This is a genomic window from Neisseria sp. HMSC073G10 (genome assembly GCF_001812605.1).
Classification (GTDB): Bacteria; Pseudomonadota; Gammaproteobacteria; order Burkholderiales; family Neisseriaceae; genus Neisseria; species Neisseria subflava_A.
Map to the genome: position 1 here is coordinate 103441 of NZ_KV809486.1, position 15450 is coordinate 118890.

The following is a 15450-nucleotide window of genomic DNA, read 5'->3' on the forward strand; positions in this document are numbered from 1 at the left end:
GTCTAAAACTTTTTCAGACGGCCTTTTATCGTTATTCAGCATCAAAACCTTCAATCTTCCGTATCCACTCTTCCTTTTCCTCCTCGCTCAAAAACGAAGCGCGGAACGAATTGGTGCACAAGGTTTTGATTTCTTCCGCACTCAAATCTAAAGCCTCGGCAAGCGCTTCAAAATTGCGGTTCATATAGCCGCCGAAATATGCCGGATCATCGGAATTGACGGTTACCAAGACGCCACGTTGCAACATACGGCGCAAATTGTGTTTCGCCATTTCAGGGAACACTTTTAATTTCAAATTGCTCAATGGGCAAACGGTCAAGGGCATTTGTTCTTTAATCAAACGCGCCATCAACGCCTCATCTTCTTCCGCCCGTACGCCATGATCGATACGGCGGACATGCAGCAAGTCCAAAGCCTCATAAACATATTCGGGCGGGCCTTCTTCTCCAGCATGTGCCACCGTCAACAAACCCTCCGCCTGCGCCTGCGCAAACACGCGCTCAAACTTAGACGGCGGATGCCCCAATTCGCTCGAATCCAAGCCTACGCCGATGATGTGTTCTTTATATGGCAAAGCCTGATTTAAGGTTTCAAATGCGCTTTCTTCCGACAAATGACGCAGGAAACACATAATCAAACGCGTGCTTATGCCCCATTGCTGCCCGGCTTCACGGCAGGCACGGACAATGCCGTTAATCACGGTTTCAAACGCCACGCCCCGCACAGTATGGGTTTGCGGATCGAAAAATATTTCCGTATGCACGACATTGTCTTCATGGCAACGCTCAAGATACGCGCGGGTCAAATCGTAAAAATCCGCCTCGTGCAACAATACGCCGGCACCGGCATAATAAATATCCAAAAACGACTGCAAATTGTGAAAATCATAAGCCTGCCGTACCGCATCGACATTTTCATAAGGAATCGCTATGTGGTTGCGCTTGGCGATTTCAAACATCAACTCCGGCTCGAACGTCCCTTCGATGTGGACGTGCAACTCTGCTTTGGGCAGGGCTTGGATAATTTGTTTGATATTCATATTTTCTCTAATTTTCGGTTTATATTTAATATTGAAGGCCGTCTGAAACTTTCAGACGGCCTTTGACCATTTATCTGTTAAAAACCATTTTCCATCATGATTTCGCCGGGGATGCGGTTGCGGTGCATGGCGTAGCCCAAATCCATCAGTGCTTGGAAAGTATCTTTGACCATTGCCGGATTGCCGCAGACCATAAAGCGCGTGTCCGCTTTGGTGAACTTGAATCCCGCGTATGCTTCGAGGCTGCCGTCTTTCAGCAACTCGGGAATGCGTTTGCCGCTCAATGCGCCTTCCGTTTCCTCACGCGTGGTGACTGGCACAAAAGTGAATTTATGGAAATATTCTTCAATCAGCGGATGCCCTTTCAAATCGGCAAGGCGTTGGTTGAAAATCAACTCGTCGGCGTAAGAGACGGAATGCGCCAAAACCAAACGGTCGAAACGCTGCCAGATTTCAGGCTGCTCGATAATAGAGAGGAAAGGCGCAATGCCGGAACCCGTGCAGAGCATAACCAAATCTTTGCCGTCGGGGAAACGCTCGGGCAAGAGGAAACCGGTAGCCGTTTTATCCAGCAAAATAGTATCACCCTCTTTCATCGCAGTAAAACGCGCCGACATCGGGCCGCCTTCGATTAATACCGCGAAATACTCAAGCGTATCGGCGTATTCGGCAGACACGACGGAATACGCGCGCCAAATAAAGCCCTCGCCGTCACGGAAACCAAGGCGCGAAAACTGCCCTGCCGAAAAACGGTAGGACTCGGGGCGGCTGATGGCAAAAGTCATCAGCTTAGGCGTATGGTGTTTGATCCACAAGACTTTTTCTTCAGTAAACTTGGCTTCTGGAGAAGCTGCCATAATAGGTTTCCTTGATATTCGGTATCAGTTTCAAATAGGGCTTATTATAAAGATTCAAAAGGCCGTCTGAAATATTTATTTTCAGACGGCCTTTAGATTATTCACGGCGCAAACGGATACTGATGCCTTTTTGTTCCAAAATCAAATCGTTACCGTCAAAACGATAGTTCCACACGCTTTGTTTGCGCAAAAACGCATCTTCCAGCTTCATGTCTTCACACAGCATCATGCTTACCGCAATATGGCCAAAATCAATTTTGCCCACTCCGATTACATTCGCTTGAAACATCATATCGTTGCAACCCATATTGCCATGAGCCTTAGGCATTTTGCTGAAATCCAAATAGGCGTTTTTATCCGCCAATTCTTTTTCAGTGAATTTATTGAAAGCGACCACACGCCATTTGGCGGCTAAAGTAGGTTGCGCAGCTTGTTGAGTTTGTACCTGCGCTTTAGAGGCTTGTTCAGGCTGAGATGCTGAAGGAGATGTACAAGCTGCCAAAACTACCATACTCATTAATGCGCCGAATAATGTTTTCATATCTATTCCTTATGTATTGCTAAAGGCAGTCTGAAAAACCATTCATCTTCAGACGACCTTTAAGCCTTATTTACAAAGTTGTATCCAATGCTTTGGAAATATCGTTCCAAATATCGTCCACATCTTCGATTCCAACCGAGAAACGCAGCAGGCCGACTTTGATGCCCATTTCCATTTTCACATCATGCGGCACGCCGCTGTGGGATTGGGAATAGCAATGGTTAACCAGACTTTCCACGCCGCCGAGGCTGGAAGCCATTTTGACCAGTTTCATGTTTTTAATCACGCTATTGGCTGCTTCACGCGTGTCGTTTTTGAGATAAACCGTAACCACGCCGCCGATGCCTTTGGGCATTTGTGCTTGGGCTAGTTCGTAATGTTCGTGAGACGGCAGGCCGGGATAGAACACTTTTTCAATGGCAGGATGGGCTTCCAAACGGCGCGCGATTTCGAGTGCGTTTTGGCAATGTGCGTTCATGCGCAAGGCCAGCGTTTTGATGCCGCGCAACACCAGCCAGCAGTCCATCGGACCTGCAATCGCGCCAGTATGCACCATCATGTCGTGCAAAGGCTGAGCCAGCTCTTTGGTTTTGGCAACGACTACGCCCATCAATACGTCGGAATGGCCGCACAAATATTTGGTAGCGGAATGGAACACAAAATCACAACCTATATCCAACGGCTGTTGCAGATACGGCGTGGCAAAGGTGTTGTCGATACCGACCAGCGCACCGGCTGCTTTGGCTTTTGCGGCAAGCGCTTTGATGTCCACCAAGCGCAAAAGTGGATTGGACGGCGTTTCCAGCCAAACCAGTTTGACATTGTGTGCGTTGAGCAACTCATCCAAATTATCCGGATTGCCCAAATCGGCAAAAACAACGTTCACACCCCATTTTTGATAAATATCGACCAATAAATCATAAGCGCCGCCGTAAATATCGGCGACGGCGACAATGGTATCGCCCGAGCGCAGGAAAGTGCGCCACACGGCATCAATCCCCGCCATGCCGCTGGAAAACGCAAAACCAGCCGCACCATGCTCCAAATCGGCAACGGTATCTTCCAAAACCTGACGGGTCGGGTTGCTCAGGCGCGAGTAGCGGTAAGGCACATTTTCGCCAATCTCGTGCAACGCAAACATACTGTTTTGATAAATCGGCGGCATCAGCGCACGGTTGTGTTCGTCGCAATCGTAGCTGGAATGGATGGCTTTCGTGGCGAATTTCATTTAGTCTCTGCCTATGTAGATGTGAATAATCAAAGATTTTATCACTATCTGAAAAATAGAAACAATCAATGCAGGCAGATAAAGCAAGTGATATAATCTCGCATTTGCAAATCGGCCGACACGAGCCGACTCCCTCCACACGCATCTCAACAATCCTATCATGAAGGACATACCACGCATGAACGCCATTGCAGACGTGCAATCCAGCCGCGATTTACGCAACCTGCCGATTAATCAGGTCGGCATCAAAGACCTGCGCTTTCCGATTTCCCTCAAAAGCAAAGAAGGCGAACAATCCACCGTCGCCCGCCTGACCATGACGGTTTTTCTGCCTGCCGACCAAAAAGGCACGCATATGTCGCGCTTTGTCGCCCTGATGGAAAAACAAACCGATGCTTTGGATTTTGATACGCTGCACAAACTGACCGCCGATATGGTTGCCCTGTTGGATTCCCATTCCGGCAAAATCAGCGTTTCCTTCCCGTTTTTCCGCAAGAAAAGTGCGCCTGTCTCCGGCATCCAATCGCTGCTTGACTATGATGTCACCCTGACCGGCGAAATCAAAAACGGTACATACAGCCACAGCCTGAAAGTGATGGTTCCGGTTACTTCATTGTGTCCGTGTTCCAAAGAAATTTCCCAATACGGCGCACACAACCAACGTTCGCATGTGACGGTCAGCCTGATTGCAAACGCAGATGTAGGCATTGAAGAAATTATCGATTACGTCGAAGCGCAAGCAAGCTGCCAGCTCTACGGCTTGCTCAAACGCCCTGACGAGAAGTATGTAACGGAAAAAGCGTACGAAAATCCGAAGTTTGTCGAAGACATGGTTCGCGATGTAGCCACTGCGCTGATTGCCGACAAACGCATCGAGTCGTTTGTTGTCGAAAGCGAAAACTTCGAATCGATACACAACCATTCCGCTTACGCTTATATCGCTTATCCTTAAAAGCCGAGCCGAATAGAAATAAAGGCCGTCTGAAAGTTTCAGACGGCCTTTGGCATAGATTGAACGATAACATGAGACTATCGGTCATATATGGGCAACTCTATTTCGATATAATTCAAAAGCATTAGATTTCTCTCGCAATATTTAACATAAATTAAGCCGTTTATTTTTTCCATCATTTATAATGACGGTTCCTCAACGGCATCTCCGTAGATACTATGAAAAAATTCCTTTATTTCCTCATTGCATTTTTAGGCTTGAGCAGCTTCGCATTCGCAGTAGACGCCAATGATTTGCTGCCTCCAGAGCAAGCCTTTGTACCTCAAGTCAATGTAACCGATCAAGGCATCAGCGTTCAGTTCAAGATCGCTGACGGCTACTATATGTACCAGTCCAAAATCGTTGCTGCGACCAATCCTGACAAAGTCTTGGCCGAACCCAAATTCAGCAAAGGCGAAGAAAAAGAAGACGAATTCTTCGGCAAACAAACGGTTTACCACCATACTGCACAGGTTAACCTGCCTTACAAACAAGCCGTACCGCAATACAAACTGACACTGACTTATCAAGGCTGTGCCGAAGTGGGTGTGTGTTATCCGCCTGTGGACACCGAGTTTGACGTAAAAGGCAACGGGGTTTACCAGCCGCAAAGCGACGAGCCGGTTTCTGCCAAAGACCGCTTTTTGCAACCGTCCGCCTCTTCAGACGGCCAAATGCCCACGCAACCCAGTACAAACAATCCCGACAGCAGCCGCTTCAAGCTCTCTTGGGATACTTTAAACGCCAACCTGTTGGCGTTTTTTGTCGCAGGTTTGGGCTTAAGCTTTACAGCCTGTATGTATCCACTCCTGCCGATTGTTTCCAGCATTGTCGTGGGCGATAAAAAAGCCGGCAAAGGCCGCGCGTTCATCTTGTCTATGGTGTATGTACAAGGTTTGGCATTGACCTATACCTTGGTCGGTGTGATTGCCGGTTTGACAGGCGCGCTGTTGACCGTATGGCTACAACAGCCGTGGGTCGTACTTGCTGCCGCCGCGTTGATGGTGGTACTGGCGCTGTCCATGTTCGGTCTCTTCAACATCCAACTGCCCAACTCCGTCCAATCCTATTTCCAAAACCAAAGCAACAAACTCTCCGGCGGCAAAATCATTTCCGTCTTCATCATGGGTATTTTGTCCGCGCTGATTGTCGGCCCTTGCGTTGCGCCTCCGCTGGCATTTGCTTTGGGCTATATCGGCCAGACCGGCGATGCCGTATTGGGTGGCCTTGCACTTTATGCATTAGCGCTCGGCACCGGCGTGCCGCTCATCATCATCGGCACATTCGGCGGCCATATCCTGCCTAAAGCAGGCGACTGGATGAACGGCATCAAATACGCATTCGGCTTCATCTTACTGGCCGTTGCCGTATACCTTGCCACACCGCATCTGCCTTATTTCGCAGTAGTCGGCCTCTACACCTTGCTGATGATTGTTCCCGCCCTTATGCTTTTGGCGAAATCCGGCAAACAAAAAGGCCGTCTGAAAACAGTTGCCGCCGTATTGGGCTTTTTACTGCTGATTGGCGGCTCATGGTTTGGCTGGCAAAGCTTTAATAAACAAACCACCGCCCTGCACCACTTCTTAACGCTGGTCCCGCCATCCGAAGCCGGACAAGAAACCGACCACGGCAAAATGTTTACCGATGTCGGCGAACTCAAAGCCGCTATGGATGCCGCCTTGAAAGCCGACCCAAGCAAGCCCGTGCTGATTGATTTCTACGCCGACTGGTGCGTATCCTGCAAAGAAATGGCCGCCTACACGCTCAACCAACCGCAGGTACACGAAGCGGTCGATATGCAGCGCTTCTTCCAAATCGACGTAACTGCCAACACTCCCGACCATCAGGCCTTACTGAAAGAATACGGCCTCTTCGGTCCTCCGGGCGTGTTTGTTGTCCGCGCCGACGGCAGTCATAGCGAACCCTTATTAGGCTTTGTCAAACCTGATGCCTTCATCGAATGGTATCGCAAAAACGAGAAATAGCCGCCTATAAAAAGGCCGTCTGAAAACAGATTTTCAGACGGCCTTTTCTTATGTTTAAAAATTAAAATTCATCTTGAGCCCAATGTGTAGAACGCAAAATGCTGGAATCCACATCTTGAATATTGCGATGACCGGTAAACGCCATGGAAATATCCATTTCTTTATACAGGATTTCCAGCGCACGGGTTACGCCTTCTTCACCATACGCACCCAAACCATACAGAAACGCCCGGCCAATCATCGTACCTTTCGCACCCAAAGCCCAAGCCTTCAAAATATCCTGACCGCTGCGGATGCCGCTGTCCATCCAAACCTCGATATCGCTGCCGACTGCGCTGACCACATCAGGCAAAGCTTTAATGGCAGACACGGTATCGTCAAGCTGACGACCGCCATGATTGGAAACGACCAATGCGTCCGCGCCGCTTTTCGCTGCCTTTTCCGCATCTTCAGGTTCCATAATGCCTTTGATAATCAGCTTACCGCCCCACAAATCTTTAATGCGCGCCACATCGTCCCAGCTCAGGCGCGGGTCGAATTGTTCGGAAGTCCATGAAGACAGCGAAGACAAATCGCCCACGTTTTTCGCATGACCGACAATATTGCGGAAAGTGCGGCGTTCCGTGTTCAGCATTTTCATACACCATTCCGGTTTGGTCGCCAGATTGATTAAATTGGCGATGGTCGGTTTCGGTGGCGCAGACAGGCCGTTTTTGATGTCTTTGTGACGCTGACCCAAAACCTGCAAATCGGCTGTCAATACCAAAGCCGAACATTTGGCATCCTTCGCACGCTTAATCAGGTTCTCCATAAACTCGCGGTCGCGCATCACATAAAGCTGAAACCAAAACGGCGAACTGGTGTTTTCAGCCACATCTTCAATCGAACAAATAGACATGGTCGACAGCGTAAACGGAATACCGAATTTTTCCGCCGCCCGCGCCGCCAAGATTTCACCGTCGGCGTGCGCCATGCCCGTGAAACCTGTCGGCGCAATCGCTACCGGCATTTTCACATCCTGCCCGATCATTTTGGTCTCAAGGCTGCGTCCTTCCATATTAACCAATACTTTTTGACGGAAACGGATGTCTTTAAAATCCGACGTATTTTCACGATAAGTGGTTTCCGTCCAAGAGCCTGAGTCAATATAGTCATAAAACATACGCGGCATTTTACGTTTGGCAACAAGGCGCAAGTCTTCGATACAGGTTATTTTGCTTAAATCACATTTCATTGTCGATTGCCTCTGTTCAAGTAAAGACGGATGGTTCAGGCCGTCTGAATATTTCAAACAACCCTTTGCTCTGCTCCATCAAAACAACTAAATTTTAAGAATAATTTTGATAATCTATATTAGTATCAATATTAAATCAAAACATTTTAACCCTGATATCTGTAGGGTTGATAGCCTTTTTTCAGACGGCCTTAAATCCAAATTACAGAAAAATAAAGAAAATATTTTCCAATTTAAAAATCAGCCAATGCCACCATTTAAACAAACAATCAAACCGAGCTGCCACATACTTGACTGAAACACTCAGATATTAGACAATTCCCCCACTAATAAAAACGCCCCACACAGGCAACCACACCATGAGACTGACTACCAAAGGGCGATTTGCAGTAACCGCCATGATAGATTTGGCGATGAACGCGCAAACAGGCGCTGTCAAACTCAGTGCCATCAGCGAACGACAAAGCATATCGCTTTCCTACCTCGAACAATTATTCAGCAAGCTGCGCCGTGCCGGATTGGTTGAAAGCCTACGCGGCCCAGGCGGAGGCTACATCCTTGCCGCTCCCGCCGAGCAAATCAATATTGCACAAATCATCTCCGCAGCCGAAGACCGACTGGATGCCACACAATGCGGCAGCAAAGCAAACTGCCACCACGGCGCCCCCTGTCTGACCCACGACCTTTGGGAAAACTTAAACAAAACCATCAATGACTACCTCAGCGGCGTTACGCTGCAAAGCATCATTGAACAAAAAAACTGCAGCGACAGCAGTCATGTCGTTACCTTTACACACATTCATTAAACCGACTTGCGGCAAAGACCGCAGGCAGATGACCAAACGAAAGAGCAAACCATGACCGTCAAAACCCCCGTATACCTCGACTACGCCGCAACCACTCCCGTTGACCGCCGCGTTGCCGAAAAAATGATTCCCTACCTGTCCGATATTTTCGGCAACCCAGCTTCTAATAGCCACAGCTTCGGTTGGGAAGCAGAAGAAGCCGTAGAAAAAGCACGCGCAGACATTGCAGCCCTGATTAACGCCGACTCCAAAGAAATCGTTTTTACCAGCGGTGCGACCGAGTCCAACAACCTCGCCATTAAAGGCGCGGCGCACTTCTACAAATCCAAAGGCAACCACCTCATCACCGTGAAAACCGAGCACAAAGCCGTGCTCGACACCATGCGTGAACTCGAACGCCAAGGTTATGAAGTAACTTACCTGGACGTACAAGAAAACGGTTTGGTTGACTTAGACGTACTGAAAGCCGCCATCCGCGAAGACACCATCCTCGTTTCCGTCATGTGGGTAAACAACGAAATCGGCGTGGTTCAAAATATTCCTGCCATCGGCGAAATCTGTCGCGAACGCAAAATCATTTTCCACGTTGACGCAGCACAAGCATGCGGCAAAGTGCCTGTTGACGTTGAAGACGCCAAAGTTGATTTGTTGTCTATGTCCGGCCACAAAGTATACGGCCCTAAAGGCATCGGTGCCCTGTATGTACGCCGTAAACCACGCGTCCGCCTCGAAGCCCAAATGCACGGCGGCGGCCACGAACGCGGTTTCCGTTCCGGCACATTGCCGACCCACCAAATCGTCGGCATGGGTGAAGCCTTCCGCATTGCCAAAGAAGAATTGGCACAAGACACTGCGCACTACCTGAAACTGCGCGATATCTTCCTCAAAGGTATCGAAGGCATCGAAGAAGTCTACATCAACGGCGACCTCGAACACCGCGCTCCAAACAACCTGAACGTCAGCTTCAACTTCGTCGAAGGCGAAAGCCTGATTATGGCAGTCAAAGAACTCGCCGTATCCAGCGGCTCCGCCTGTACTTCCGCAAGCCTTGAGCCAAGCTACGTTTTACGCGCACTCGGCCGCAACGACGAGTTGGCACATTCCTCCCTGCGCATCACCTTCGGCCGCATGACCACCGAAGAAGAAGTCCAATTCGCAGCAGAACTGATCAAATCCAAAATCGGCAAACTGCGCGAACTGTCTCCGCTGTGGGAAATGTTCAAAGACGGGATTGATTTGAACTCGATTGAATGGGCAGCGCATTAAGATTGATGTCAAACAAAGGCTGTCTGAGAAAGTGAGTCTGATTTTTGAATACAGTAAAACACTTTTTATAGACAGTCTTGTATGCTATTTTCATAGAAAGAATACCATGAAAGTTAAAATTATTAATTTGCCAAATGGTTATAAACGTATTATTTATGGAAAATATTTTGAACAATTTGACTTAGATTATGAACAAGATTTAGACGTATTAAAAAAAGATATTGAATTTGCTTTATCTGTTATTGAATACAATCGATCTATATTCAATAAATTCTCTTCCTTATTTAAGAGTAAAAACATTTTTGTTTATCAAGGAGGACATCATCTTGATATTATTGATCGTGATAAAGGAAGTTTGGAATGGTTAACTATTGAAGATCATTGGACAAAAGATGTTGATGATATCACTGGTTCATGGAAAATGGAGAATTTAGAAATTAGTCGACAAACTCAATATGCAATGCAACTTCTAAAGATTGGTAAAACAAATATTGAGAAAGAAATAAGAAAAATTAAACAAAGGTTCTAAAAAAATGAGTAAATACGGTGGTGAAGACATAATCTATATGAATGATGGTGTATTTAGAAATAAATTAGCTATTCAAGATCCACTTAAATTAGAAAAGGTCGAAAGAGACATTTCTGCTATTTCCGCCCAAAATCTGCTTTTGCAACCCATTACAGGCAATTTCGATTTGGCGCATTTACAGACCATTCATCGCGAACTGTTTGGCAATGTTTATAATTGGGCAGGAGAAATCCGGCGAATTGATATTTCCAAAGGTAATACCCGATTTGCCAATTTTGCTTTTATCGAAAACGAAAGCCGTACACTTTTGGAGAAGCTGCAAAGCGAAAACTATTTGCGGGGGTTGGATAAAGATAAATTCGCCGAGCGTGTGGCCTATTATTTGGGCGAGTTGAACGTCCTACATCCTTTTCGTGAAGGAAACGGCAGAACATTGCGCCTGTTTATGACGCAATTGGCAATGAAAAACGGTTTGCAGATACATTGGCAAAATATCTCTGCCGAACAAATGATTCAAGCCTGTATTCAGGCATACCATGTCGATAGCAGCTTATTGGCATGCCTAATTTTAGAAAATTTAGAACAATCGTCTTTTTCAGACGACTAAAACATCAACAAACCACGATATTTTAAGCAAGCGTAGGTTGGGTTGGAAACCCAACGAGTCTATTAAAGCGCCTGAAATGTTGAGTTTAATAACCCAACCTACCTATAAATAAAAAAGGTCGTCTGAAAATCCCCAAAGGCCTTTTCAGACGACCTAAAAGCCACCACATTAGAATCAAGGATACAACCCATGAACGAACAAGAAATCGACCTCGACAATCTCGACAACCTGCTCGAAGATTTTGACGACGTTACCGTAGAAGGCGGCGTTGATTCAGAGAATGATGACGGCTGCGAAGGCGGCGCGTGCAAAATCTAAACTTCAGGCCGTCTGAATATTCGTAAACAAACCATTTACACCACTAAAAACACAAAGGAAACCACATCATGGCATACAGCGATAAAGTAATCGACCATTACGAAAACCCCCGCAACGTTGGTACTTTCGACAAAAACGACGAGTCTGTCGGTACCGGCATGGTCGGCGCACCGGCCTGCGGTGACGTAATGCGTCTGCAAATCAAAGTAAACGATGAGGGTATTATCGAAGATGCAAAATTCAAAACTTACGGTTGCGGTTCTGCCATCGCTTCTTCCAGCCTGATTACCGAGTGGGTCAAAGGCAAAAGCCTTGACGATGCACTGGCAATCAAAAACAGCGAAATCGCCGAAGAGTTGGAATTGCCGCCCGTGAAAATCCACTGCTCCATCTTGGCTGAAGATGCAGTAAAAGCAGCCGTTGCCGACTATCGCAAACGTCAGGAAAACAAATAACTGGATTCAGCGAACCCTTGTCGGCAAGTGTTCCCAAGATTTCTGGCGAGTCTTCGAGAAAAGCAAATTTGGTGGTTCATTCCCCTCTTCTTTTGTAGGGAAAAACCAAGTATGCAGAAACTTAATCGTTTTGAAGTTACTACCAAGTTTGGGACTACCTGTCGATCTATCCCCTCTCCCCGCGGGAGAGGGTTAGGGAGAGGGCAATAAGCTACAGCTTATATTTAGCGTTATACCTGAAAAATCAAAGAAGACGATATGCCTTTTACCAATAAAGAAATCCAATCCCTGCTTGCCGTCAAAGGCATAGGCAAAACCGTGTTGCAGCGTTTGCAGCAAATGGGGGTGGATGATGTTGCCAAGCTGGCGGCGGCAGATTTGGACGATATTTTGGAACAGGGCGCACAATTGACCGGCTCGACCTGTTGGAAAAACAGTCCGCAGGCAAAAGCTGCCATTGCCGCTGCAATAGAGTGGGCAAAACAGCGTTTTCAGACGGCCTGATAGTCAAGAGGCCGTCTGAAATAAAAAAGCAGGCAAAACAGAAAATGATTGCGAAATGAGGAAAAAAGCATGATTACCATCACAGAAAATGCAGCCAAACACATCAATAGCTACCTGACCAAACGTGGCAAAGGCTTGGGCGTGCGCTTGGGTGTGAAAACCAGCGGCTGCTCGGGCATGGCATACAACCTGGAATTTGTCGATGAAGTGAACGAGGATGATCTGATTTTTGAAGAACACGGCGCGCGCGTTTATATCGATCCGAAAAGCTTGGTTTATCTAGACGGCACGCAGGTCGATTACACCAAAGAAGGTTTGCAGGAAGGTTTCAAATTTGAAAATCCAAACGTTAAAGACTCTTGCGGCTGCGGTGAGAGCTTCCACGTTTAAAATATAAAAAATGGCGGGAAAGTATCAAAACCATCCCGCCATTTTTTGGCTTCTTACCTATTATAGCTGCCCTTGCCTTTTCTTTTTCGTTCTACTTTGTGTCGGAACAAATCAGATTTGACTAAGGCTTTTAAGGCATTGTCTCGTATTTTGCCTTTATTGTATTGCACCTTACCGGTCATATTGTTTTCCTTTCGTATAAACAGTTTCTGGATTATATCGTAAAATAATCCTCTTCTTTAGATTTTTTCCTTTAATATCATGTCTCAATACTTCAACCTCTTCCAGCTTGAGCCATCTTTCAATATTGATACTGAAGCACTCGAACAGACCTATCGTACTTTAGCAGCCCGCTTTCATCCTGATAAATTTGCTTCTGCCTCAGCTTTTGAGCAGAAACAAGCCGTCATGATGTCTTCTACAATTAATGATGCCTACCGCACATTAAAAAGCCCTATTGATCGGGCCGCTTATCTCTTGAAAAGTCAAAATATCGATGCTGATGCACCTGAACATACTTCGTTTTCACCAGAATTCCTCATGCAGCAGATGGAATGGCGGGAAACATTGATGGATGCACAAATGGAACAAAACCATGATGCCATCCGAGCACTGGATCAAGAAATTCAAGAAGTACAAAACAACCTATATCAAGATTTGCAACAAGCATTTGAACAACAGGATTATGAATCAGCCGCACAATGGGTACGGCATGGCCGCTTTCTTAATAAACTTCGCAATGAAATTGCTTCAATCTTATAAAGTACATATGCTGTTACATTTGACCTAGTTTTATAGCAAATGATTTTATATGCAAAACAAAAACCGTATCAGATTTATCTGATACGGTTTTCTTATCTTAACTACCTATTAGCGTTTTTTACCGGTAACAGTAGCAACAGCCAAGTTTTCGTTACGTTTCAGAGAAACGCTTTCAACACCTTCTGGCAATTTGATGTCTGACAAGTGCAGAATGTCGCCGGCAACTACTGATGCACAATCCAGCTCCAAGAAAGCAGGAATGTTTGCAGGCAAAGCAACTACTTCAACAGAAGTGTTCAACAGAGATACGCGACCACCTTGCAGTTTAACAGCTTGAGAGTTTTCAGCGTTAACAATGTGCAGAGGAACGCGGATGCGTACAGGTTGATCAGCTTTTACAGCTTGGAAGTCGATGTGTTGAACTTCGCGACGGAATGGGTGCATTTGGAAGTCACGCACGATAACGTCTTTAGTTTCACCGTTCAAAGACAGTTTAATCAAAGCAGTATGGAAAGATTCTTTTTCCAATGCGTAGAATACAGTTTTGTGATCTACAGCGATAGCAACAGGCTCTTGACCTTCACCGTATAGGATGCCAGGGATTTGGCCTTCGCGACGCAGGCGGCGGCTCGCACCAGTGCCTTGGGCTTCGCGAACAGAGGCTTGAATTTCGTAAGTCATGTTTAATACTCCAATTTAGATAAAATCGTCGTCATCGGCCGCGACCAGCTTAAGACGACATCGGGTTATGGCAGCAACATGCCGCCAGTCATCACATCTTCATTGAAAAGATATGAGACGGATTCTTCATTGCTGATACGGCGTACCGTTTCAGCCAGCAAACCGGCAATGGTAACTTGACGGATGCGTTCACATTTTTTAGCTGCTTCAGACAACGGAATCGTATCTGTCACAACTACTTGGTCAATTTCGGAAGAAGCAATTCGATTCACTGCTTCACCGGAGAATACTGCATGGCTGGCGTATGCCAGTACACGTTCTGCACCGCGCTCTTTCAGGGCAACAGCCGCTTTACACAAGGTGTTTGCCGTATCGATCATATCATCTACGATCAAGCAAGTACGGCCTTGAATATCGCCAATAATGTTCATCACTTCAGCCACGTTGGCTTTAGGACGGCGTTTATCGATAATGGCCAAATCAGCATTTAAAGATTTAGCAACAGCACGTGCACGTACAACACCACCGATATCAGGGCTGACAACAGTCAGATTTTCGATACGTTGTTGTTTAATATCGTTCAATAAAATCGGGGTAGCGTAAATATTATCTACCGGAATATCGAAGAAACCTTGAATTTGGTCGGCATGCAAGTCAACAGTCAATACGCGGTCGATGCCTGCCGAGTACAACATATTTGCCACTAATTTAGCAGAAATCGGCACACGGACAGAGCGAGGACGGCGATCTTGACGCGCATAGCCAAAGTAAGGAATCGCGGCAGTAATACGACCGGCAGAAGCACGTTTGAGTGCATCGGCCATAGTCAAAATTTCCATCAGGTTGTCATTGGTTGGCGCGCAGGTAGGTTGCAAAATAAACACGTCGCGACCACGCACATTTTCCAACAATTCAATGGCTACTTCGCCATCAGAGAATTTGGAAACGGTGGCTTCACCGAGTGAAATATCCAAATGTTTGACAACACGTTGCGCCAATTCCGGATTTGCATTACCGGTAAACACCATTAAACTGTCATAAGCAGCCATATCTTCACCTGATTCTAGATTTGATTTACGCTCAGAAAACATTACGCTTCCCTCTGCCCCATGTCTAAGACACTAATTATGCGATTATACTCGTAAAAACGGGTAAAAAAAAGTTTTTCAGCGTTATTTTGCTCTTAGCGTAAAAAAGCGTGTAAGAAAACTTACACGCTTTTATTTGGCTGGGGAGGAAGGATTCGAACCTTCGCAT

18 protein-coding genes and 1 pseudogene are annotated in these 15450 nt (G+C 46.5%); 11 read left to right on the top strand and 8 right to left on the bottom strand.

Features of this window, described 5'->3' with window-relative positions; all coding sequences use genetic code 11:
• Positions 1–31 precede the first annotated feature (31 nt).
• From HMPREF2865_RS00495 to HMPREF2865_RS00510, 4 genes are all read right to left on the bottom strand, one after another.
• Complete coding sequence (locus HMPREF2865_RS00495; RefSeq protein ID WP_070644878.1) at positions 32–1039, bottom strand: adenosine deaminase; 1008 nt, start codon at positions 1037–1039, stop codon at positions 32–34.
• Between the two features lie 77 nt (positions 1040–1116).
• Positions 1117–1896, bottom strand: coding sequence for a ferredoxin--NADP reductase (locus HMPREF2865_RS00500; RefSeq protein WP_070644880.1), 780 nt, complete (start codon positions 1894–1896; stop codon positions 1117–1119).
• A gap of 97 nt (positions 1897–1993) precedes the next feature.
• A complete protein-coding gene (locus HMPREF2865_RS00505) occupies positions 1994–2437 on the bottom strand; it encodes an META domain-containing protein (RefSeq protein WP_070644882.1) in 444 nt (147 codons plus the stop codon).
• Positions 2438–2507: 70 nt separating this feature from the next.
• Positions 2508–3665: a trans-sulfuration enzyme family protein gene (locus HMPREF2865_RS00510; protein ID WP_070644884.1), complete on the bottom strand. Its 1158-nt coding sequence runs from the start codon at positions 3663–3665 to the stop codon at positions 2508–2510.
• A gap of 178 nt (positions 3666–3843) precedes the next feature.
• Here HMPREF2865_RS00510 and folE2 point away from each other — a divergent pair, with 178 nt between their 5' ends.
• Both folE2 and dsbD read left to right on the top strand, forming a co-directional pair.
• Positions 3844–4617: a GTP cyclohydrolase FolE2 gene (gene folE2 / locus HMPREF2865_RS00515; RefSeq protein ID WP_049329433.1), complete on the top strand. Its 774-nt coding sequence runs from the start codon at positions 3844–3846 to the stop codon at positions 4615–4617.
• 218 nt (positions 4618–4835) lie between these two features.
• Entirely contained in the window at positions 4836–6641 is a 1806-nt protein-coding gene (dsbD, locus tag HMPREF2865_RS00520) for a protein-disulfide reductase DsbD (protein ID WP_070644886.1), read from the top strand.
• A gap of 61 nt (positions 6642–6702) precedes the next feature.
• On the opposite strand, the gene HMPREF2865_RS00525 is transcribed toward dsbD, so the two are convergent.
• Positions 6703–7875 carry an alpha-hydroxy acid oxidase gene (locus HMPREF2865_RS00525; protein ID WP_070644888.1) on the bottom strand — a complete coding sequence of 391 codons (1173 nt, stop codon included), beginning with the start codon at positions 7873–7875 and terminating at the stop codon, positions 6703–6705.
• A gap of 359 nt (positions 7876–8234) precedes the next feature.
• Between HMPREF2865_RS00525 and iscR the strand changes: the two genes are divergently transcribed.
• The 8 genes from iscR (at position 8235) to iscA (ending at position 12750) form a co-directional block, all read left to right on the top strand.
• Positions 8235–8681 (top strand): Fe-S cluster assembly transcriptional regulator IscR, encoded by a 447-nt coding sequence (iscR, locus tag HMPREF2865_RS00530; RefSeq protein WP_003746476.1) that lies wholly within the window; start codon positions 8235–8237, stop codon positions 8679–8681.
• Positions 8682–8732: 51 nt separating this feature from the next.
• Positions 8733–9947, top strand: a complete 1215-nt coding sequence (locus HMPREF2865_RS00535) for an IscS subfamily cysteine desulfurase (RefSeq protein WP_070644890.1) — start codon at positions 8733–8735, stop codon at positions 9945–9947.
• A 106-nt stretch (positions 9948–10053) separates the two neighbouring features.
• On the top strand, positions 10054–10476 hold the full coding sequence (locus HMPREF2865_RS12280) for a hypothetical protein (protein WP_225905478.1): 423 nt from the start codon (positions 10054–10056) through the stop codon (positions 10474–10476).
• Positions 10477–10480: 4 nt separating this feature from the next.
• A complete protein-coding gene (locus HMPREF2865_RS00545; protein WP_070644893.1) occupies positions 10481–11083 on the top strand; it encodes a Fic/DOC family protein in 603 nt (200 codons plus the stop codon).
• A gap of 189 nt (positions 11084–11272) precedes the next feature.
• Positions 11273–11401 (top strand): hypothetical protein, encoded by a 129-nt coding sequence (locus HMPREF2865_RS12285; RefSeq protein WP_256388723.1) that lies wholly within the window; start codon positions 11273–11275, stop codon positions 11399–11401.
• 68 nt (positions 11402–11469) lie between these two features.
• Positions 11470–11856, top strand: a complete 387-nt coding sequence (gene iscU / locus HMPREF2865_RS00550; protein WP_003674559.1) for a Fe-S cluster assembly scaffold IscU — start codon at positions 11470–11472, stop codon at positions 11854–11856.
• A 258-nt stretch (positions 11857–12114) separates the two neighbouring features.
• Complete coding sequence (locus HMPREF2865_RS00555; RefSeq protein WP_070644895.1) at positions 12115–12360, top strand: recombinase RecA; 246 nt, start codon at positions 12115–12117, stop codon at positions 12358–12360.
• Between the two features lie 69 nt (positions 12361–12429).
• On the top strand, positions 12430–12750 hold the full coding sequence (gene iscA, locus HMPREF2865_RS00560; RefSeq protein ID WP_003685774.1) for an iron-sulfur cluster assembly protein IscA: 321 nt from the start codon (positions 12430–12432) through the stop codon (positions 12748–12750).
• Here the strand turns inward: iscA and HMPREF2865_RS12290 are convergent.
• Positions 12710–12932: pseudogene (locus HMPREF2865_RS12290) on the bottom strand (alternative ribosome-rescue factor A). The gene iscA and the pseudogene HMPREF2865_RS12290 sit on opposite strands and share 41 nt — an antisense overlap.
• A 79-nt stretch (positions 12933–13011) precedes the next feature.
• Between HMPREF2865_RS12290 and hscB the strand changes: the two are divergent.
• Complete coding sequence (gene hscB / locus HMPREF2865_RS00570) at positions 13012–13512, top strand: Fe-S protein assembly co-chaperone HscB (RefSeq protein WP_070644899.1); 501 nt, start codon at positions 13012–13014, stop codon at positions 13510–13512.
• 108 nt (positions 13513–13620) lie between these two features.
• Here the strand turns inward: hscB and HMPREF2865_RS00575 are convergent, their stop codons facing one another.
• Complete coding sequence (locus HMPREF2865_RS00575; protein WP_004519902.1) at positions 13621–14193, bottom strand: 50S ribosomal protein L25/general stress protein Ctc; 573 nt, start codon at positions 14191–14193, stop codon at positions 13621–13623.
• A gap of 65 nt (positions 14194–14258) precedes the next feature.
• Positions 14259–15242: a ribose-phosphate pyrophosphokinase gene (locus HMPREF2865_RS00580; protein ID WP_141752503.1), complete on the bottom strand. Its 984-nt coding sequence runs from the start codon at positions 15240–15242 to the stop codon at positions 14259–14261.
• Between the last annotated feature and the right edge of the window lie 208 nt (positions 15243–15450).